The organism is Glaesserella sp., assembly GCF_041814905.1.
Taxonomy (GTDB): domain Bacteria; phylum Pseudomonadota; class Gammaproteobacteria; order Enterobacterales; family Pasteurellaceae; genus Glaesserella.
The window spans coordinates 13,185-35,266 of sequence record NZ_JBGXYA010000017.1; the positions used below are offsets into that span (position 1 = coordinate 13,185).

General features: G+C 40.1%; 16 protein-coding genes and 1 pseudogene. 11 read left to right on the forward strand and 6 right to left on the reverse strand.

Annotation, left to right across the window (positions count from 1 at the left end; genetic code table 11):
* Positions 1-7: 7 nt before the first annotated feature.
* From ACEYJ7_RS02720 to ACEYJ7_RS02740, 5 genes are all read left to right on the forward strand, one after another.
* A complete protein-coding gene (locus ACEYJ7_RS02720; RefSeq protein ID WP_373777488.1) occupies positions 8-1,447 on the forward strand; it encodes an HlyD family type I secretion periplasmic adaptor subunit in 1,440 nt (479 codons plus the stop codon).
* A 155-nt stretch (positions 1,448-1,602) separates the two neighbouring features.
* The gene (locus ACEYJ7_RS02725) at positions 1,603-2,352 is read left to right on the forward strand and encodes a hypothetical protein (protein ID WP_373777489.1); all 750 of its coding nucleotides are present in this window, start codon (positions 1,603-1,605) and stop codon (positions 2,350-2,352) included.
* A gap of 106 nt (positions 2,353-2,458) precedes the next feature.
* Positions 2,459-3,358, forward strand: coding sequence for a hypothetical protein (locus ACEYJ7_RS02730; RefSeq protein ID WP_373777490.1), 900 nt, complete (start codon positions 2,459-2,461; stop codon positions 3,356-3,358).
* Positions 3,359-3,400: 42 nt separating this feature from the next.
* Positions 3,401-4,135 carry a hypothetical protein gene (locus ACEYJ7_RS02735; protein ID WP_373777491.1) on the forward strand — a complete coding sequence of 245 codons (735 nt, stop codon included), beginning with the start codon at positions 3,401-3,403 and terminating at the stop codon, positions 4,133-4,135.
* 12 nt (positions 4,136-4,147) lie between these two features.
* On the forward strand, positions 4,148-8,281 hold the full coding sequence (locus ACEYJ7_RS02740; RefSeq protein ID WP_373777492.1) for a calcium-binding protein: 4,134 nt from the start codon (positions 4,148-4,150) through the stop codon (positions 8,279-8,281).
* 112 nt (positions 8,282-8,393) lie between these two features.
* Here ACEYJ7_RS02740 and ppc read toward each other — a convergent pair whose 3' ends face one another.
* The gene (ppc, locus tag ACEYJ7_RS02745) at positions 8,394-11,033 is read right to left on the reverse strand and encodes a phosphoenolpyruvate carboxylase (RefSeq protein WP_373777493.1); all 2,640 of its coding nucleotides are present in this window, start codon (positions 11,031-11,033) and stop codon (positions 8,394-8,396) included.
* A gap of 114 nt (positions 11,034-11,147) precedes the next feature.
* A complete protein-coding gene (gene prmB, locus ACEYJ7_RS02750; RefSeq protein WP_373777494.1) occupies positions 11,148-12,101 on the reverse strand; it encodes a 50S ribosomal protein L3 N(5)-glutamine methyltransferase in 954 nt (317 codons plus the stop codon).
* Positions 12,102-12,192: 91 nt separating this feature from the next.
* Here prmB and smrB point away from each other — a divergent pair, with 91 nt between their 5' ends.
* From smrB to ACEYJ7_RS02765, 3 genes are all read left to right on the forward strand, one after another.
* Entirely contained in the window at positions 12,193-12,723 is a 531-nt protein-coding gene (smrB, locus tag ACEYJ7_RS02755; RefSeq protein WP_373777495.1) for an endonuclease SmrB, read from the forward strand.
* Between the two features lie 108 nt (positions 12,724-12,831).
* Positions 12,832-13,695: an EamA family transporter gene (locus ACEYJ7_RS02760; RefSeq protein WP_373777496.1), complete on the forward strand. Its 864-nt coding sequence runs from the start codon at positions 12,832-12,834 to the stop codon at positions 13,693-13,695.
* A gap of 52 nt (positions 13,696-13,747) precedes the next feature.
* A complete protein-coding gene (locus ACEYJ7_RS02765) occupies positions 13,748-15,979 on the forward strand; it encodes an ATP-binding protein (protein WP_373777497.1) in 2,232 nt (743 codons plus the stop codon).
* Between the two features lie 77 nt (positions 15,980-16,056).
* Here ACEYJ7_RS02765 and ubiH read toward each other — a convergent pair whose 3' ends face one another.
* Positions 16,057-17,253: a 2-octaprenyl-6-methoxyphenyl hydroxylase gene (ubiH, locus tag ACEYJ7_RS02770; RefSeq protein WP_373777498.1), complete on the reverse strand. Its 1,197-nt coding sequence runs from the start codon at positions 17,251-17,253 to the stop codon at positions 16,057-16,059.
* Between the two features lie 53 nt (positions 17,254-17,306).
* The gene (selD, locus tag ACEYJ7_RS02775) at positions 17,307-18,353 is read right to left on the reverse strand and encodes a selenide, water dikinase SelD (protein WP_373777499.1); all 1,047 of its coding nucleotides are present in this window, start codon (positions 18,351-18,353) and stop codon (positions 17,307-17,309) included.
* A 146-nt stretch (positions 18,354-18,499) separates the two neighbouring features.
* Between selD and ACEYJ7_RS02780 the strand changes: the two genes are divergently transcribed.
* Both ACEYJ7_RS02780 and ACEYJ7_RS02785 read left to right on the forward strand, forming a co-directional pair.
* Entirely contained in the window at positions 18,500-18,934 is a 435-nt protein-coding gene (locus tag ACEYJ7_RS02780; RefSeq protein WP_373777500.1) for a type II toxin-antitoxin system RatA family toxin, read from the forward strand.
* Positions 18,894-19,223, forward strand: a complete 330-nt coding sequence (locus ACEYJ7_RS02785) for an RnfH family protein (RefSeq protein WP_373777501.1) — start codon at positions 18,894-18,896, stop codon at positions 19,221-19,223. Before ACEYJ7_RS02780 ends, ACEYJ7_RS02785 begins: the two co-directional genes overlap by 41 nt.
* Before the next feature lie 78 nt (positions 19,224-19,301).
* Here the strand turns inward: ACEYJ7_RS02785 and prfB are convergent.
* A protein-coding gene (prfB, locus tag ACEYJ7_RS02790; protein ID WP_373777502.1) for a peptide chain release factor 2 occupies positions 19,302-20,400 on the reverse strand; the annotation gives its coding sequence in 2 pieces (ribosomal slippage) (positions 19,302-20,324 and positions 20,326-20,400; 1,098 coding nt in all).
* 139 nt (positions 20,401-20,539) lie between these two features.
* On the opposite strand from prfB, the pseudogene cobB reads away from it, so the two are divergent.
* A pseudogene (cobB, locus tag ACEYJ7_RS02795) lies at positions 20,540-21,265 on the forward strand (Sir2 family NAD+-dependent deacetylase); the annotation flags it as partial.
* Positions 21,266-21,368: 103 nt separating this feature from the next.
* Here cobB and ACEYJ7_RS02800 read toward each other — a convergent pair.
* A complete protein-coding gene (locus ACEYJ7_RS02800) occupies positions 21,369-22,010 on the reverse strand; it encodes a DUF2057 domain-containing protein (RefSeq protein WP_373777503.1) in 642 nt (213 codons plus the stop codon).
* Positions 22,011-22,082: the final 72 nt, after the last annotated feature.

A 22,082-nucleotide genomic window follows, 5' to 3' on the forward strand; every position in this document is an offset into this window, starting at 1 on the left:
AAAGTATATGAGTCTTTGGTTGGAAGGTCTTTGTGAGTTAATAAAACGTTATCTAACGATTTTCAGCGAAACGTGGAAAATAAGACGGCAGTTTGATTCACCATTACGACAAGAGGATGAAAATGCCTTTTTACCTGCGCATTTAGAGCTGATTGAAAGTCCGATTTCGGCATTGCCAAAATGGATAGGGAGATTAATATTCGTCTTTTTGTTGATTGCCGTAGTATGGGCATATTTAGGTAAGGTTGATATTGTTGCGGTAGCGCCGGGAAAAATTATGCCGAGCGGGCGTAGTAAAACGATTCAACCGATAGAAACGGCAATGGTAAAACAAGTTTATGTGCGTAACGGACAAGAAGTCAAAAAGGATCAACTCCTAATGGAACTGGTTGCAATGGGAGCGGATGCTGATCACTCTAAATCGGAAGAGGCATTAAATGCGGCAATATTATCCAAGTATAGGCAAAAAGCGTTGCTAAATGCGATGGATAACAATGTAGAGCCAACATTTGTACAAGAGGTATTGAACCAATCAGAGCTTGTGTTACCTGTAGAAATACTTCAACAAGAGCAAGCATTAATTCGTAGCCAGTATACAACATGGTCGGCACAAAAAGAACGATTAAATGCAAGCATTAAACAGCGTGAAGCAGAAATTAAAACGACTGAAATCGAAGTTAATAAATTACGAGCGATGCAGAAATATGAGGTGGAACGACGTAACGATTTCAAAAGTTTGTATAAAACGGGAGGTGTTTCCAAACATGAATATTTCGTGCAGGAAAATAAGTTGATAGAACTTACGAATGAATTACATATACAACGTAGTAAATTAGATGAATTATCTGCCAGTTTGAATCAAGCCAAGCAGGAATACCGCTATTTTATCGAATCTTTTCGTCGGGATGTTTTAGAAGAACTACGTAAAGCCAATGAAAGTATCAGTCAATTGAGCCTGGAAGTCGAGAAATCAAAACAACGCCGACAGTTTACTGAAATTCGTTCACCGGTAGACGGCTCGGTTCAACAGTTGCAAACCTATACAATCGGTGGTGTGGTGACAACTGCCCAACCATTAATGGTTATTGTACCGAAGGACGACCAGTTAGAAATTGATGCGATGATTTCAAATAAAGATATCGGTTTTATTCAGGTTGGACAGGACGTAGTCATCAAAGTAGAAGCATTTCCTTATACTCGATATGGCTATATTACCGGTAAGATAAAACATATCAGTTTTGATGCAATTAATGATGAAGAACTGGGGCTGGTTTTTTCCACTACCATTTTAATGGATAAAAATTATTTAAATATTGATGGCAAAGAAATTCACTTAATGGCGGGAATGACGGTATCGGCAGAAATAAAAACAGGAAAACGTAGTGTAATGGATTATTTATTAAGTCCGTTAAAAACAACTGTTGATGAAAGTATGCGGGAGAGGTAATACAAGCGGTTTGTTTTAGCAGACAATTTGCAAAATTTTTGTCCGTTATTTAAAAACTGTGAAATACATCATGGTTTTTAGCAATTTAGCAATTTAGCAAGATAAGATGATCACCTCCTTGAAAGGCTTAAGATGAAATCAACTTGAGGAACCAAATGAAAAACATATTCCGAAAAAAGCGTTATTATTTTATCAGCTTGTTTATGTTGTTGTTCGGCATTGTTTATTACTGCTTGGATGATTATATCAGTTTGGTGCGCGCCGGTTATTGCCCGAAAACCCGAACCATTTTGACAAAAGAAGAACTTTATCGCAATGCTATGCGGGATTATCTCCAAGTCATGATAGAAATAAAACAGGAGTTGGCAGAAGAGTTTGAATCTAACCGAGAATTCCCTTATTACAATATTTGGCTGGGTAAACCAATAAACGGTTATGAGTTAAAAAATATGATAAAACCTATTTTAGGATCAAGTGTTTTATATTCTGAAAAGTTCTACAATAAATATCAAATTGAAATAAGAGCTTTAAATGATGTTGGTGAGATTAAAGACAGTGAGTTATTTCCGAAAAATAATGCATTGAATATTTATGATAATGCAAATATGAATTTTATTTATGCTTATGATTGTTGTACCGTTTATACGCGAGAGGAAGCTATTGAACGAGTTGCTTTTTTGGAAAGAGAGATTGATAAATATAAAAATTTTCTTAAACATGAAAAGGATTTTTTTGGAATAAAAAGGACGCCAACGGCATTCCGTTATTTAAATGTGAACGCTATGTTTACAGGGTTTGATGATGAGGTTATTGAAAATAATGCATTTAATATTCTCAGCTATTTTATACCGATTAATACTTGTGGCAATATTACAATAAATATGAGAAGTAATAATGATAAATAATAGGGGGATTTATGACTACACTTGCTCAAAATACAATGATGCCGAGTGCTTTTGAAAATTAAATAAAATGTCTTTTTGATTGGGTTTTTAATTGGCAGGAGGGAATATGAAAAAAGTTATAGTGTCAATATTGTTTATTTTTGTGGCTATTATCAGTTGGGGATATTATGAGTATCGTGTTGATCTCGAAAAATATCAATATTGGTATGAGATACTAGATAAAAATAAAAAGCCGGATAATATTTCATATCAAGAATATATAGATAAGAATAGAGAAGGATTTTGTTGGCGGGATAATACTTACTATACCAAAGAAGAATTAAAAGAAAAAGCGATGGTTAGTTTGATTGAAAAAGAACTGGAAATTGTCGAGTTATTTAACCAAGATAAAGCTATTAATGCGGTGCAAGAGGAAGTCTTAGCCGAAACAGCTCGTTATTGTAAGCGTAAGTATTGTGGTGTTTGGTATTCTCCAATAAAATTTCCTGAAAAAGAGATAAAAAATATTTTATATGAAGATAGAGTTTATTTAAAGGAATTTCCTTCCCCCAAAATTACCGAATCATTTCATCCAATAAAAATAGAAAAAGCGGAAGATTTAAAAAAATATTTTAGGCAATATGGAAGTGAACATTATGTTGTATTTATTGTTAAGTATATTTCTCATGAGCTGTTTAATTCGGATTACAGCGATGTAATTGATGAAAATGAGTTTGAAAGTAATGATAGAAAAAATAATATTCTGATTAAAAGAGTAGATTATTTACCTGAACATATAGGAGGCATGCCTAAAGGTGCCAATTATAAAATTCATGGCATCGGTTATCGACTGTTAAAAACCAAATATTTAGAATATTATCCGAGTAATAGAGAAAATGAACCCTTAAGTTTATACGAAAACAGTAGAACATATTTGTTAAGTAATTGTGGAGATGTGTTATATAGCCCTTTTTATGTTTATGATTGGAGAAAGAGTAAAAGATGGAAAATAACTATACCCAACTAAAAATTTATCCGTTATTAAATACTAATCGGAGAAAATAACCAAATGAAAAACATATTCCGAAAAAAACGTTATTATTTTATTAGCTTATTTATGCTGTTATTCGGCGTTGTTTATTACTGCTTGGATGACTATGTCAGTTTGGTACGCGCCGGTTATTGCCCGAAAACCCGAACCATTCTGACAAAAGAAGAACTCTATCGCAATGCCATGCGGGATTATCTCCAAGTTATGATAGACGTGAAGAATGAGTTGGCAGAGAAGAATGAATTTTACAAAAGCCTCCCCTATCTCAATAGTTTTCTAGGTGAGCCGGTAAATGGAGATAAATTAAAGAATATGTTTTTAGGAATCGGTATTGATGATGCTGATAAATTTTATAAAAAATATAAAGATAAAATTAAGGTTTTCGAGGATGTCGATAGTATTTTAGATAATGAGTTATTTCCTAAAAATAATTCATTTAATATTTACGATAATGTAATTATGAATTTTATTTATGCTTATGATTGTTGTACCGTTTATACGCGAGAAGAAGCTCTTGAACGAGTTGCTTTTTTGGAAAAAGGAATGGAAATGTATAAAGATGCACTTAAAACGGATTCTTTTAAAATAAAAAGGACGCCAACGGCATTCCGTTATTTAAATGTGAATTTTATGTTTACGGGGTTTGATGATGAAGTTATTGAAAATAATGCATTCGATATTCTTAGTTATTTTATACCGATTAACACCTGTGGCAATATTACGGTAAATATAAGATACAATGAAGATAAATAATGAGGAGGATTTATGACTACACTGACTCAAAATACCACGATGCCTAGCGCTTTTGAAATCGTATCGCTTTATTTATGGGGGCAGAAAACCCCGCCTACTCCCGGTGAATTAGCGGAGGGTAAATGGATTCGTCCTTTAGAAAGCACATTAGATATTACGATTGATGCGCAGACTTATATGAAAAACGGGGCGGGACGTTTTGTTACGCCGGCTAATTATAAGCTATTAACTAACTTTTTTAATAAAAGAGATATTCCTGATGGAATGTATGATATTAAAAAAATTTGGGGAAAGATTTATGGTATTCCCTATTCTAACCAAGAATTGATATTAAGCATGTCTCAATATGAACTAGGGGTTTGGGATGAGGATTATGTTGATCGTGCATATGTATTTGGTAGTACTTTATTTAAATTAGACAAAGAAAATCTAACATTTGTAGTAAGAACCGATGAAAACGGTCAAAAACACCATGAAGTTCATAACCTGAAGATTTCTCCGGAGCAAGATAATTTCGACTATGAATCGAGTAATTTAGCTGCAAAGATCACAAATAAAATGACGAAATTTATGATAGATCCAAGTGGAATAGGACGAAAAGTCAATTTGGTATTTTCCGGTGTTGATAATCTAAAAACAATTCCTGTTTTAACCGAAGAGGAATTTCGACGTTTTGAAGAACAGGCAGAAAAAGAAAAAAGGTTTCATGGCTTTGATCGTTATATGCAACAATTTTCAAATTCGGATAGTTTTACCTTTTCTCCCTCTGCTTATCATTCGTATAGAGTGGGTAAATTTCTTGAGCTTATGGCTGATTTACACTCTTCCGGAGTGATTAATTATTTGGACGAGAAAGGACGATACGTGCGTTATGACGGGGCTAATGACGGTGGAATATTAGAAGGCAAATTGAGTGAGGATGATACTATCAGTAGTACAGGCCGTGATTATACGGTGAATGGGGCTACCTATTCCGGTGCTCAACGAAGCTATATTAAAAATGCATTAGTCGGAGGTGTTAGAGGAGATATTTTAGTCGGCGGTCATAATGATGATTTATTAATAGGTAATGATGGTGACGATATATTAGACAGTGGCGAAGGTAATGACACTGTTTTAGGCGGAGACGGTTTTGATACTTACTATATCGGCGAAGGTGATACGATCATTGATACGGATGGAAAAGGAAGCGTTTATTTTGTTACACAAAATAATCAGGAGGGGGACTTGTTAGATGTGGCTTCTCTATTACGTTATGAGCCAAATAGAAATTATGCAGTATTTGAAGGCATTAGTTATTCGGGAAATAGATATCGTTATGAAGCGAATAATATTAAATTTTCATCAAAAATTAGCTCAAAAAGTGGCTTGTTTAGTTTTATTTCCGAGTCGTTAACCATTACACAAGTTGATAATAGTGGAGCGGCAATTGGAAAAAGTCTTCAGATTAAGGATTTTAAAAATGGTGATTTGGGTATCAATCTTTTAGATATTCCCGTATATTATAATCAGGAAACACATGAATATTATTTTCACCAAGATTCTTTCTATTTTCACTTAAATGATTTCCCAAGCTTGGGAAAGCTTATATCTAATAGTATGCCCGTTGATTATTACGCTCCCCCCAATCAACCTGAAGGAGAAAGAGAAAATCCGTATGATCTATCATCAGGAAGTGCGAATAACGCTGTGTCCGATAATCAAGGAGGTTGGGGAGGAAATGAGCATGCGGATTCAAGGGCTGATGGTTCTGATTTGAATTCGCCGGATGAAGGTGCGACGGATAATAACAGTAATGGGGAGCGAGGTAATGTAGCACCGAATAAACCGGGACGTAATTATGAAGTATATGATCCATTGGTCTTAGATTTGGATGGAGATGGTATTGAAACAGTATCGCACAATGGTAAATCAGGAGCATTGTTTGATCATGATTTAGATGGTATTCGTACAGCAACGGGGTGGCTAAAAAGTGATGACGGTTTCTTAGTATTTGACCGTAATCAAGACGGTTCTATCAATAATAGTAGTGAGCTGTTTAGCGATAGAGTATTACTTGCCGACTCAACTTATTCTAAGCATGGGTTCTCTGCACTTGCCGAGTTGGACGAAAATGATGATGGCATTGTTAATAGGCTAGATAGCCATTTTAGTGGATTACAGATTTGGCGTGATATTAACCAAGACGGCGAAAGTTCTAGTGAAGAGTTATTCAGTCTAGAGCAGTTTGGTATTGGAGCATTGCATACGGAATATGAACAACGTTCGGATGAATTGACGGGTAATAATTTTCTCAGTCAACTCGGTAGATTTGAAAAAGTAGACGGTTCATTTGGTGTAATGGGAGATGTAAACTTCAGTTTTAATCCTTTTTATAGCCAATTTATTGATAAGGTAGATTTTTCAGCTATACAACATAACATAGTGAATTTAAGTGGCGTGGGGCGAATTCGTGATTTAAAAGAGGCGGCTGCATTATCGAAAGAGTTAAGTGACTTACTACAGCAATATGCGGTAGCAGATACGCGCCAGTCTCAATTAGAACTTTTACCTAATATTCTAAATAAATGGGCGGAAACAGATCAGAAGTATAGCCATTACGATTACATATTGGAAAAAACAGTTGAATCGACATCGCAATCGGATGTTGTTGTACGAGTTACACCAGGTGAATTGGCAAGACTTCGGAATGCTCAGCATAATCCTGAGATTATGCAACGTTTTGAAGAAAATAAGCATAAAATTGCGACAATTAATTCCTTATATAACTTGAATATTAAACAACTTTATTATACGACGGATAAAGACATCGATTACATTACTGATAAAATTAATCGTATGTATCAAAATTCTATTGAATTTGCCTATCAATCATTATTATTTCAAACTCGTTTAAAGAGATATGCAAACCAAGTCTATTTTTTCAAACAAAATAATGAATGGGTATTCGACTATTCTAGAGTTATTCCTTTATTTTTGTCTGAATTTGAACGGTCTCCAATTAATGCATTAACGGATTTAAGTGAATATATTTCATTAATGACAAATCCGGTAGAATGGAATGAAGGATTATTACTCTTAAATAAATTCGTCAGCTATGCTAAAGATCAAACATGGTATAGTGATTGGAAATCAGAATCTACATTTGTGTTATCAAAATTGGAAAAGCAAGGAATTACATTATTTGAAAATTGGAAGGACAAAGATTATAAAGGTAATGATATTGTAATAGGTGATTCAGAAAATAATGTGATCAATGCTGGTAGAGGAAACGATACACTAATTGGCGGTTTAGGTAACGATACTTTAAACGGTAGTTACGGCTCCGATACTTATCTGTTTGCAAAAGGACACGGTCAGGACGTGATTAACGAATATGCCGAGTGGAATGACAGACATATCGATACGATCCGTTTTAGTGATGTAAATTATGATGAAGTGAAGTTCCGTCGTGAAAACAATGACCTGGTGTTATTTGATTATCATGAAGGAGATTCGCTACGAATTAAAGCATTCTACGAGCATAATTATTATGAAATTGAACGCTTTGAATTTGCTGACCGTAATTTGACTTTGGCAGAAATGAAAACAGAGGGGATCCGACTGTTTGGTACGGAAGGGGATGATGTTATTTACGATTGGAATGCAAAAGCGATTATTGATGCCGGCTCGGGTAATGATACGATCAATGCAGGACGGGGTGATGACAAACTAATCGGCGGTTTAGGTAACGATACTTTAAACGGTAGTTACGGCTCCGATACTTATTTGTTTGCAAAAGGACACGGTCAGGATGTAATTAACGAATATGCCGAATGGAATGACGGGCGTATTGATATTATTCAATTCAAGGATCTGAACGAGTCAAGTCAATTATGGTTTTCCCGTAAAAATAATGATTTGGTCATTCAAACACTTTCAACACTAGATCAAGTAACTGTTAAAGATTGGTATACTCATCGATTTTATAAGGTCGAAAAAATCAAATTAGCTGATGGCAGAGGAATTGATATGACTCAGGTTGAAAAATTAGTGGATGCTATGGCAAGTTTTAGTACCGCTTACTCTAGTGATATTAGCCAAGCACCAAAAGAGGAAATGGATCAGTATATTGCTAAACTAGCCGTCCAATCCTATTGGTCTTAATCAGAAAAAACTGGCAGAAGAATGGTTCTAGCTACTGCTTGGCAGTCATCTTCAAAGATAAAACCGCTTGTAATTATTTACAAGCGGTCCGTTTTGTTTAAAAGTTTGCAGATTAGCCTGTATTGCGCATACCGGCGGCAATGCCAGTGATGGTGATCATCAAGGCTTGCTCTAATTCCGGATTCGCATTCTCCGCTTGGGTACGTAAGCGGTGTAATAGTTCAACCTGCAATAAATTGAGTGGGTCGGTGTAGATATTACGTAGCGCGATAGAATCGGCGATCCAAGGCAAATCACCCATCAGTTGATCATCATGGGAGAGTGATAATACGGTTTGAATGTCCGCTTGTAATTGGCTGCGTAACTCTTTTCCTAGACGGTGTAAATGTTGTGGTACAAGACGTTGGTCATAATGTTCCGCAAGCCATAAGTCGGTTTTACTGAACACCATCTCTAACATCCCGATGCGGGTGGAAAAGAACGGCCATTCCTCACACATCTCTTTCAATAACGTTTCGTTACCTTGTTCAATTAATTGGCGTAATGCTGCACCCGCACCTAACCAAGCCGGTAGCATCAAACGATTTTGCATCCAAGCGAAAATCCATGGAATGGCACGTAGGCTTTCTACGCCGCCGTTCGGATTACGTTTTGCCGGACGGGAACCGAGAGGTAGTTTGGATAGCTCTTGTTCCGGTGTTGCGGCACGGAAGTAAGGAACGAAATCCGGTTCGCCGCGAACGATGCCGCGATAGATTTCACAAGAAATTTCTGCGCCTTTATTCATCGCCTCACGCCATGCTTGTTTCGGCTCCGGCGGCGGACAAAGGTTGGCTTCTAAAATTGCACTGGCGTAGAGATCTAAACTTTCTACCGCTACGGCGGGTAAACCAAGTTTGAAGCGAATCATTTCGCCTTGTTCGGTGACGCGTAAGCCGTTTTTGAGTGAACGAGGCGGCTGTGAAAGCAAGGCGGCATGTGCCGGTGCGCCACCACGTCCGATTGTACCGCCGCGACCATGGAACAAGGTGAGTTCGATGTTATATTTTTCACATAAATTCACCAATGCTTCTTGTGCTCGATATTGCGCCCAAGAAGCGGCTAACATTCCGGCATCTTTGGCTGAGTCGGAATAACCGATCATGACCATTTGTTTATTATTGATAACACCGCGATACCAACCAACGTTAAATAATGCGGTCATCACTTTTTCACAGCGATCTAAGTCATCTAGCGTTTCAAATAATGGTGCAACCGGAACGGTTTGCCGGCAACCCGCTTCTTTTAACAATAAATGTACAGCAAGTACATCGGAGGCTTCACGTGCCATTGAGATAACATAAGCGGAAATCACGCCTTGCGGTTGTTCCGCAACGACTTTACAGGTATCGAGAACTTCTTGTGTTTCCGGGCTTGGTTTCCAGTTGGTCGGTACTAATGGACGACGGGAACTTAATTCACGTACCAAAAATGCTTGTTTGTCATCTTCCGTCCATTGCGAGTAATCGCCCAAACCGATATAACGGGTAATTTCAGCAATTGCCATTTCATGACGCGTACTTTCTTGGCGAATGTCCAAACGAGATAAACCTAAACCAAAGCAGCGAACGCGACGTAAACAGTCTAGCAATGCACCGTTGGCAATAATGCGCATGCCGCATTGTTGTAGGGATTGGTAACAGTCGTTTAATGGTTCCCATAATTGTTCATCGTTGGTTAAGATCTCACTTTCTGAAACGGAAAGCGTTTTATCTTCTAACAATTCCGCATAATAAGTGACAGTTTTTACCAATTTGGTTCGCAGTTCTTTTACTACAACACGATATGGTTCCAAGTGATTACCGTATTTTGCTCGGAATTCATCGGTGCAACCGACAACAGAAAGTTCATCGGAAAGTAATTTGATGTCTTCCAAGAATAATTCTGCGGCTTTCCAACGATTCATTAATAACACTTGGCGGGTTGTTTTGGCGGTAACAAATGGGTTACCGTCACGGTCACCGCCCATCCAAGAAGAAAAGCGAACTGGCGCAAGACCGACCGGGTGCTGCACACCGAAATTTTTTTCCAAATGGAAATTAATTTGGCGACAGAATTCCGGCACCGCTTTCCATAAGCTGTTTTCAATCACTGCCATCCCCCATTTTGCTTCATCAACCGGGGTTGGACGTTGAGTACGAATTTCATTGGTGTGCCATGCAAGAGCAATTAATTGCATTAGGCGGCGTTTGTGTTTAGTGGTTTCACTATCGGTGAGGTCGTTGTGTTCTAGTCGGCTTAAACAACGATTAATTTCAACGTGTTTATGCACTAACGAACGGCGGGTAACTTCTGTAGGATGAGCCGTTAACACTAAATCAATCAGGAGTTTTTCGACGGTTTCAATGACTTTTTGTACCGGTACATTCTGTTCTTTCAAGCGAGCGAATAACGCTCCCATCGAACGTTCGCCAAGTAACGCATTTTTGCTGTGACGGGAAATGGTTTGATATTGTTCGGCAATATTGGTCAGATTTAAGAATTGGCTGAAAGCACGGGCAACCGGAATGACATTCTCTGTTGATATATTAGCCAACATATCTAGTAGTTGTTTGCGCGCTTTTTCATCACCGGAACGTGAACTGCGTGATAAGACACGAATACTTTCAATCAGTTCTAAAATCTCATTGCCTTGAGCATCGCGAATGGTTTCCCCCAAGAAATCTCCTAACATATGAATGTTGCTACGCATAGATTCATAAAGTTGGCTCATAAAAAATTATCCTCGTTTTAGGTAAAAAATCAAATGTGCATAGATATACCTAAAAAGAGGATAAATGGCAATATGATTTAATTTTTTTTATGAAATAAATAAAAAAAACTTATCTTAGTTCGAAAATAATGCCTTATTCGCTAAAAGTTGCTCACGGGTTAGGCTGAAAACCCCTAATCCCCCGTTTTTAAACTCAATCCAGTTAAACGGCACTTGTGGGAACTGTTCAATCAAATGCACCATACTATTACCGACTTCGCACACCAATACCCCGTTATCACTGAGATAATCTGCAGCTTGCGCTAAGATTCGTTTGGTAATATCTAACCCGTCAGCGCCGGAACCTAACGCTATTTCCGGTTCGTGATGGAACTCTTCCGGCATATCTGCCAAATCTTCTTGATCAACATAAGGCGGGTTAGTCACGATTAAATCGTAGCGATCTTGAGGTAAGCTATTGAAAAGATCCGATTGTAGCGGAAAGACTTTATGAGCCATATTATGGCGCTCGATATTCACTTCCGCCACATTCAGCGCATCAATAGAAAGATCTACCGCATCTACTTCGGCATTAGGGAAACGTTCGGCACAAGCAATCGCAATACAACCGCTGCCGGTACACATATCTAAAATTCGTTTCGGTTCAGCACGTAAAATGCCGGTAAAGCCTTTTTGAATTAGCTCACCGATGGGGGAGCGCGGAATAATGACGCGTTCATCAACATAATATTCGCTACCGGAAAACCATGCAGAATTAGTGAGGTAAGCAACCGGTTTGCGGAATCCCAAACGCTGTTCCACCATTTCCACAATACGGGCTTTTTCAATGGCGGTCAAACGTGAAGCATACAAACTTTCCGGCACATCAATCGGTAGCGCCAAAGCACTTAATACCAGCTGATTTGCCTCATCCCACGGGTTATCATGTCCGTGTCCGTAGTAAAGATCGGAGGCGTTAAAATAACTGTAACTCCAGCGCATCATATCTAAAATTGTAGACAAATCTTCCGCTACATTCGATTCGGCAATTTCGTGTAATAATTCAAGATTATATTGAGGTTCAAACATTGGATTCTCTTTTACGGTCTTAAAATTGGTGTTTTATACCATATTTCTCTTTGTGTTAGAATGGCGTTCACTAAATTTAAGAGGAATCTTTATGTTGGAAAATGATGATTTCGCACTGTTTCGCGAGGCTACAAAAGGCACGAAAAAGATAAAGCAGGATACCTTTGTACCGAAATCGGAACCCCGTAAAAAAGTCAGTGAAATTCGTGAATTAAAAGAACGGACGGATACGTTATTCTATTTTTCGGATGAATATGAACCGCTTTTAATTGAAGAAAATGAAAAGGTGAAATACCGTCGAGAAGATATTGATCCTTATATTCTCAAGCAACTTCGTCGTGGTGATTTCCATCCCGAGCTGTTTTTGGATTTACACGGCTTAACCAAAGAACAGGCGAAAAAAGAGTTGGCAAGTTTGATTTTAGCCTGTGAACGAGAAGGTATTTACTGTGCGAGTATTATGACAGGCTACGGTACAAAAGCGCTGAAAAATCAAATTCCTCGTTGGCTGGTGCAACATCCGAAAGTGATTGCGCTGCACCAAGCGCCGAGAGAGTGGGGCGGTGATGCGGCAATTTTAATTCTAGTCGAGCAACCGGAAAAGGCGGATTACAAGCGGTGAGTTTTAAGACATTTTTTGCAAATCAAATCAGACCTCTTGTCATAGAAGTGAAATGTTACATTTTGGTAAAATATTGAATTTCTACTCTAACAACTTTTAGGAGACCTTATGTTAGAACTTGTCCTTGCTGTGTTATGCAGTGTATCGGTTGGTGTATTAATTAAAGTTGCCAGAAGCAAAGGTGTGCTGATTGCCCAAAGTATTGCGGTGAACTATCTTGTGGCAATGACCCTCTGTTATTTCCTATTAAAACCCGATTTTAAAGGACAAACCATGGTTGAAATAGTTGCACAACATCCGTCTTCTTATCTCTTTTTCGCATTAGGATTGTTATTGCCGAGTGTCTTTTTGATTCAGGCAAAAGCGTTGGAATTTGCAGGCATTATCCGTACTGATGCTGCGCAACGATTATCGCTTTTTCTTCCGATTTTGGCTGCGTTTACCCTGTTTGGTGAAGCCGTAACCGGTCAAAAATTAATTGCGCTGTTATTGGCTTTCGGAGCATTAGGCTGCTTACTTTGGAAAAGTCATGAAGGTATGGGTAAAGGCGGCAAAACGGCGATTATCAGTTTGGCGTTAGTTTGGGTTGGCTTCGGTGTCATTGATATTTTATTCAAACAGATGGCGAAATCCGGCTCCGCTTTTCCGCTGACATTATTTATTTCTTTTATCTGTGCGGGCTGTGTCATGTTTATCTATCTGTTACTGAAACGTACACAATGGAATATACCCAGTGTTGCCGTCGGATTATTACTAGGCGTACTCAACTTTGGTAATATCCTATTTTATATTACGGCACATCAAGTTATGAAAGACGATCCGACTTTGGTGTTCACCGGAATGAACCTTGGTGTTATCTGTTTAGGCACTCTGGTAGGCGCACTGTTATTTAAGGAGAAAATACATCGAGTCAACTATTTGGGTGTCGTGATCGCAATTATTGCTATCGTCTGTTTATTCTACTGGCGATAATATTTTCGGCGGGGCTTTAGGTCTCGCTTTTTTATGATGTAACGAGCGTGATATGAAGAGTTTAAAACAATACGGACAGAATTACGTCAATTGGGTGCTACGTTTAGGCAAAATGCGAGCAGCACTTTTCGGCTTTTGCGTTCTCTCTTTCTTCGCTATTGTCATTCAAGGTTTGTTAAGTTTGGCTTTTACCGGTGAAATTGATGCTAACGACATCTTTCGTTCCATTATTTTCGGTTTGATTTCCGTTCCGTTTGTTATCTATTTTTTCAATTTGATCGTAGAAAAATTAGAACGTTCCAGAATGCGATTGGAACAGTCGCTTAAAGATCTTTCATTATTACGTGAACAAGATGCCCGTTTAAATGTAGAGCTGGAGCAAAAAGCCGAATTTTTACGTTCTTTCTTTGATGCGTCACCGGATCTGGTTTTCTATCGTGACGATAAAGGACATTATTTGGGCTGTAATCGGGCAATGGAAGTTTTAACCGGCAAGCCGGAAAAAGAGATTATCGGTTTAACGCCTTACGATAATTATTCAAAAGAAACCGCAAAAATGATCATGGATACCGATCGCGATACTCTGGTTAGTAATACTGTGGTGACATCTGAACAATGGATTCGTAATCCGAATAATAAATTATCCTGTTTTGAAATCCGTAAAGTGCCTTATTACGACCGAATGCATAATCGTCACTGCATTATGGGCTTTGGGCGCGATATTACCGAACGTAAACGCTATCAGGAAATGATCGAAAAAAACAGCCGTGATAAATCCAAACTGATGGCGACCATCAGCCATGAATTGCGCACTCCGCTTAACGGTATTATCGGGTTAAGCCGTATTTTGTTAGATGGCGAACTCACTCCTCAACAGCGGGAATATCTTAAAACTATCAACGTCAGTGCCGTTTCTCTCGGACATATTTTCAGTGACATCATTGATTTGGAAAAAATTGACAGTCGTCGTATCGAGCTATTTCGTAGCGAAGTGGAATTCTCTCAATTAATCAGCAATATCAGCCATTTTGCCAATTTAATGGCAGAGCAGAAAAAAATCCGATTCCATGTTCAATATGATGGTAATTTACCGAGTTTTATTTACGTTGATAATGCCCGTCTTAGCCAAATTTTATGGAATTTAGTGAGTAACGCCGTTAAATTTACTCCGCAAGGCGGTAATATTTCTCTTAATGTTGTGCGTTATGATGAAGATCATTTCGGCTTTATTTTAAAGGATACCGGTATCGGTATTAAGAAAAGCGAACAGCGAAAAATTTTCGCCATGTTCTATCAAGCAGAAAGTGCGAAGAATAAAAAAGCTGCAGGTAGCGGTATCGGTTTGGCAATCTCTAAGCGAATCGCCAAGCTGATGGGGGGTGATTTGACGGTAGAAAGCGAATTAAATCAAGGCTCTACATTTACGCTGACGATTCAAGCCGATGAGGTGAAAAATCGTAAAGAAGAAATGTCGATTAGCACTCATCCGCTGAAAGTTTTATTGGTGGAAGATATTGAAGTGAATGTGGTGGTTGCTAAAGCCATGCTGAATAAGTTCGGCTGTGAAGTAGATGTTGCAATGACAGGTGCTGAAGCCTTTGAACGTTTTGCACAAAATAGTTACGATTTGATTCTGCTTGATATTCAACTGCCGGATATGACGGGATTCGATATTGCAAGCCAATTACGTGAATGTTACGAAAACGGAGATGTGGAATACCTTCCGTTATTGATTGCGTTAACGGCTAATATTATCCAAACCAAAGAGGAATATCAAAAGCAGGGCATGGATGACGTACTGCGTAAACCGTTATCGTTAGAGGCACTTGCCGAATGCCTGAATCGCCACTTTGATGAAGCATTTTTGAAAAATTCGACGGAAAACCCACCGCTTGTAAATCATAGTTTGCCTGAAAACGAACCGTTCGACCGTCAGTTATTAACCGAACTGGTGGAAGTTATGGGGAAAAAAGCGGTATTGGCAAATTTTGCGCTGTTCGGGCGGCTCATGCCGGAATATTCCGCTCATCTTTCCCGTTATCTTGCTATGTGGCAACAAAATCAAGATCAGGAATCCCGTAAACAGACTGTGGATGAAGCACATAAAATCAAAGGCGCGCTGGCTTCTGTCGGTTTATTTAAATTGCAACATATTGCACAGCTTGCGCAAACCGATAATGGCGTAGCTTGGGAGCAAGGAATCGCGGCTTGGGTGGCTGAAATTCAATCCAAATGGCAAGCGGATCTCACTCTTGCTACAGAATGGGTCAATGCGTTGGACTAATAAAAGAAGACAATAAGTGCGGCGGAAGTGTTCACATCCGCCCATGAAAGAAGCCGAAGAGGGGCTCCACACCCTTTTTACCACCCCAAGGCGCGATTTGCCACGTGTTCCCGTAAAAATTTACAGTGAGATAAAGTGCATAATCCGAGATTTCTTACCACCGCGACCGGTAAAAATTCGCAACAAAAGACCGAAATCAGACCGCTTGTTGCCTGCATAATGCGGGTTTGATCCGCCTGTCTTTGCCGTTCAAAACGATTGAGTAGTGCAAATTCGCCTAAATCCTGCCCTTGTTCAAAGGCATTCGCTAATAACATTGTCAACTCAAACAGATCACGCATACCTAAGTTAAATCCTTGCCCTGCAACGGGGTGGAGTAGTTGGGCAGCATTGCCGACAATCGCCAAACGGTGGTGAATATGCGATTCGGTTTTTTGCGAGGAAAGCGGATAGACAAAACGTTTGCTGACACGTAAAAATTTACCGAGTTTCCAGCCGAATTGTTGTTGTAGTGCCTTCAAAAAAGTGTGATCGGACGCATTCATCATTTCCGTCGGATCTGCCAAACACCATACCAATGACATCGTTTTTCCGGTTAATGGCAGCAATGCAAAAGGTCCTTGCGCGGTAAAACGTTCAAACGCTTGATTTTGGTGTGGTTCCGACAGTTCAACATTGGCAATAATCGCAGATTGTTGATAGTCTTTGATGAATTGGGTTGATACACCGCAAAGTGCTGCAATTTGCGATTGAATGCCATCGGCAGCGACGAGTAACGGGGTAATCAAGGTATTGCCGCTTGTCAGCCGAATTTCATTCTGCTCGGCTCGACGTGTCATATCTTCGACCGTATCCGGACAGAACAGTTGAATATTTGGTTGCTCAGTAATCATTGCCGCAAGTTTTTCTCCGAATTTTGCCAACTCGACGACAACACCGAATTGAGGTAAATTCAGTTCAGCGGCGGAAAGGATTGTTTTGCCGAAATGCGATTGATCGGAAACCAGAATTTTTTCAATCGGCGTTGCCGTTTTTTGCACTAACTCGGCTAAATTCTCGCCGATAAGCGGTCTGATTTCGGCTAATTTTTGCAAACTGCCGTAAGCCAACGCAATACTCCGCGCATCGAATCCACCTTGTTCGGCATAATTCGGTAAAGATTTTTCCACAATTGCAATCTGTATTTTATGTCGGGTTGCCGAACTTAATGCAAGGGCAAGGACCGAACCGGTAATTGCCCCGCCGACGATAACGAGATCAAATTTTTGTGACATACTTTTCCCTTTCCAAATGCCCGGAGGCGTGCGTCGCCTCTAAGGTTTCATTTTTATACCCGAACGTCAATCAAGACTTTTGTGCTATCTGCGGCAAGTAGTCTTCCGACAGGGTATAAATTTACACTGGTCTCTTTTGCAATTTTTTGCGCCAATTCGACCGCTTGTGGTTTTACCGCAATTAACAAGCCGCCGGAAGTTTGTGGGTCGCACAAAATTGCTTTCTGTTCGTCACTCATTGGAGAAATTAAATGACCATAACTGTCGAAATTGCGCGTGGTTCCGCCCGGCACGGCTCCTTGAGCAATATACTCTTTGACTCCGTCAAGGGTGGGAATTTGGTGGAAATACACTTCCGCCCGTAAATCGGAGCCTTGGCAGATTTCACTCAAATGTCCGAGTAAACCGAATCCGGTGACATCGGTCATCGCGGTAATTTCATTGACCTTCGCAAATTCGGCACCGACTACATTCATTTGGCACATCAGATCGCGCGCCAGATTTTTATGTTCCGCTTTCAGTTTGCCCTGTTTTTCTGCCGTGGTCAGTACGCCAATGCCTAACGGTTTGGTTAAAAACAGTTCACAGCCAGCCTCTGCAGAGGCATTTTTCTTCACTTGTTCCGTAGAAATAATGCCGGTAACCGCTAAACCGAAAATTGGCTCGGGGGAATCAATAGAATGCCCGCCGGCTAAACTAATTCCTGCTTGTCGGCAAGCAAAACGCCCGCCATCAACGATTTTTTGTGCAACGGATGCAGGGAGTTTGTTAATCGGGAATCCGAGAATTGCAATCGCCATAATCGGCTTACCGCCCATGGCAAAAATATCACTGATTGCGTTAGTTGCGGCAATGCGTCCGAAATCAAACGGATCATCGACGATTGGCATAAAGAAATCGGTGGTACTCACAATGCCGATACCGTTACCGATATCATATACTGCGGCGTCGTCTTTAGTTTCGTTGCCGACTAAAAGATTCGGGTCGATAAATTTTGCCTGTTCCGTATGGAGAATTTGTTCCAATACTTTCGGTGAGATCTTACAGCCGCAGCCTGCGCCGTGACTGTATTGGGTTAAGCGAATCGGTTCGTTTTGCATGGTGTATCCTTCTTATTTAGCCTAAATAAAGAGAGTGTTAAAAGATGCGTAATTCTACTCTTTTTTGCAAAAAATTGACAGTAACTGACCGCTTGTCACATCTGTGGTAAACTGTCGCCATTATTTGGGATAATAGTGAAATAACGATGCCGACAATTAATCAATCCGCCCTTGTGGCATATAGTGCCGAGCAGATGTATCAGCTGGTTAATGACTACGAAAAATATCCGCAGTTTTTGTCCGGTTGTGTAGGCGCCCATACATTAAGTTTGGGCGAAAATGAATTGAACGCCGAATTGGTGATTCAAAAACTAGGGATAAGCCAACGTTTTAGCACCCATAATACGATGATTCCGAACCGTAAAATCAGTATGGCACTGCTGAACGGACCTTTCCGTTATTTGCACGGTGCGTGGTTGTTCGAACCGTTTGACGAACAGAGTTGTAAAATCAGCCTGCAATTAGAATTTGAATTTTCCAGCCCTGTGATTGGTATGGTATTCGGTAAAATTTTTAACGAATTAACGCTGAAAATGGTCAATGCTTTTAAACAAAGAGCGAAAGAGGTGTACGGTGTCTGACGAAAAACAAAAAATCGTGGTGGAAGTGGTTTACGCTTACCCGCAAAAGTATTTTCTCAAAAGAATGGAATTAGATAATCCGCTCACGATTCAAAACGTGATTTTACAATCGGGAGTATTGCAAAAATATACGGAAATCGATTTACGTGAAAATAAAGTCGGTATTTTTAGTCGCCCAGCAAAATTGACGGATTTGGTCGAAAACGGTGATCGTATCGAAATTTACCGCCCGCTGTTAGCCGATCCGAAAGAGATCCGCCGCAAAAGGGCGGAAGAACAGAAAAAATAGGAGATGATCAACGGAGACAAGCGGTCAGTTTCGGTCAAAAATTTGCAAATTTTCACGGCAAAACGACCACTTGTATTGTTATAACCCCGCCTTCAGACTCGCTTCAATAAACTTATCCAAGTCGCCGTCTAACACGGCCTGCGTATTCCGATTTTCCACGCCGGTACGCAAATCTTTAATGCGTGAATCGTCAAGTACATAAGAACGAATTTGGCTGCCCCAACCGATATCGGATTTGCTGTCTTCCATGGCTTGTTTATCGGCATTTTTCTTCATCATTTCCATTTCATACAACTTTGCTTTAAGTTGTTTCATGGCTTGATCTTTATTTTGATGCTGAGAACGACCGTTTTGGCATTGCACCACAATGCCTGACGGTATATGCGTAATTCGCACGGCCGATTCGGTTTTATTAACGTGTTGGCCGCCGGCACCCGATGCGCGATAAACGTCGATTCTCAAATCGGCAGGATTGATTTCGATATCAATATCGTCATCAATTTCCGGATAGACGAATGCTGCGGCAAACGAAGTATGGCGGCGATTGTTCGAATCGAACGGGCTTTTACGTACAAGGCGGTGAATGCCCGTTTCAGTGCGCAGCCAACCGAACGCATATTCGCCGGAAACTCGGATGGTTGCGGATTTTAAACCTGCCACATCGCCGTCGGAAACTTCAACCAATTCGGTTTTAAACCCTTTGCTTTCTGCCCAGCGTAAATACATACGCAGCAGCATTTCCGTCCAGTCTTGCGCTTCGGTGCCGCCCGAACCTGCTTGTAAATCGACGTAACAATCGGCGCTGTCGTGTTCGCCACTGAACATTCTGCGGAATTCCAATTTCGCTAATTTTTCTTCTAATTGATCGGCTTCAGCTTGTGCTTCGTTAAAGGTTTGTTGGTCTTCGGCTTCCACTGCGAGTTCGATTAATCCTTCCACATCTTCAATTCCTTGAACAAGGGCTTTGATTGTATTGACGATGGTTTCCAGTTCAACGCGTTCTTTACCTAACTGCTGCGCTTTTTCGGGTGAGTTCCACACATCAGGTTGTTCTAATTCGGCGTTAACTTCTTCCAAACGTTCGACTTTCGCATCAAAGTCAAAGATACCCCCTAAGGGTATCGGTACGTTCGGCTAAATCGGCTAATTGGGTTTTGATCGGGTTCAGTTCAAACATATTGTTATCCTCATATTTTAAAAACGCGCAATTATAGCAGAACCGATTACAAGCGGTCTGTTTTCGATGATTTTTTGCAAAAAAACTTTGCCGCAGAATTTATCGGATAGGGTTATAATGATTAACCGACAGAAGAGGAACTGAAATGACCACATTACCGAAAATCGTGATCCTAACGGGAGCAGGAATTTCTGCCGAATCAGGGATTCAAACCTTCCGTGCCAGCGACGGTTTATGGGAAAATCATCGTATTGACGATGTCGCAACGCCCGAAGGATTTTCCCGCAATCCGGAATTGGTTCAACGTTTTTACAATGAACGTCGCCGTAAATTATTTTCTCCGGATATTCAACCGAATGCCGCTCATCTTGCATTGGCTGAATTGGAAGAAAAAATCGGCGAAAATTTATTAATCGTGACTCAAAATGTGGATAACTTACACGAACGTGCCGGCAGTCGTAATCTTATCCATATGCACGGCGAACTGTTAAAGGTTCGTTGTAGTTGGTCGGGTAAAATTTATGATTGGGAACAGGATGTGAATGAAACGGATCGTTGCGATTGCTGCCAACCACCGCGTCGACTTCGTCCGCATATCGTGTGGTTCGGTGAAATGCCGTTTGAAATGGAGCGCATCTATCAAGCGCTTGCCGAATGTGATTATTTTATCGCCATAGGAACATCCGGTAATGTGTATCCTGCCGCAGGCTTTGTGCAAGAGGCAAATCGGGCAGGAGCAGTTACGATCGAGTTAAATTTAGCGCCGAGTTTGGTTAAAAATGCATTTCAACAAACGCAATACGGAAAAGCGAGTGAACTTGTACCGGCATTTATCGCAAGATTTTTAAATTCGGATCACGATTAAAAACGCAAAGCCGACCGAAACTCGGCTTTTGTTATAAACAACAAGCGGTACGTTTTGGCAAAAATTTTGCAAAAACGCACCGCTTGTCTATTAATGGTATGGGTTACTGTTTTTTCGCCCAGTTTAAGAAACGTTTTTGGGTTTCTTTATCCGCTTGTTGGAACCAGTATTGTAATTGTTGCTCTGCGATGTTTTCACCTTGAACCATGACTTTACCTTTTGCCGCTTTACCGGTGCTGGCTCCCATTACTGCCGTCATTGGCGTAACCGCCAAGCTTTTCACTACGGCAGGACCGTTACCGGCGTTGTAGGTTGCAAGGTTTTCAAGGATATTTGCGTTCGGCATAAAACCTTCGCCTTTCAAGTAATCTTGTTGGTATTGCAATGCTTTGCCTGATGTAGTTTTCACTTCGAATGTCGGTGATTTTCTAAATTTATCCACTTCGGCTTCGTTACGTAAGTTAGGCGCAAGAATTTGGATATCTTCGGCGCTGCCGCTAAAGCTCAATACAATCGGGTCTGACTCGTAGAATGTGTCGTCGGAGCCTGAACGGTAAATACTGGAAACTTCTAACACCACTTGATGTTGGTTGCTGTCGTTTACTTGTAGTGCAGTGTTTTTCTTCACTTTCTGACCGTCAAACGCAAGAAATGTTACATTTGAAGAGCCGGTAATGGAGCCGGCAAGCGTCGTTGTGCTTGCGACTAATGCCGCTACAGCAAATGCAATTTGACCTAATTTCATAAAATGAACTCCTTTAATTGGATAAATGTATAGGGAACAAATGTGGCATATCCTATGCTAAATTTGTGTAAA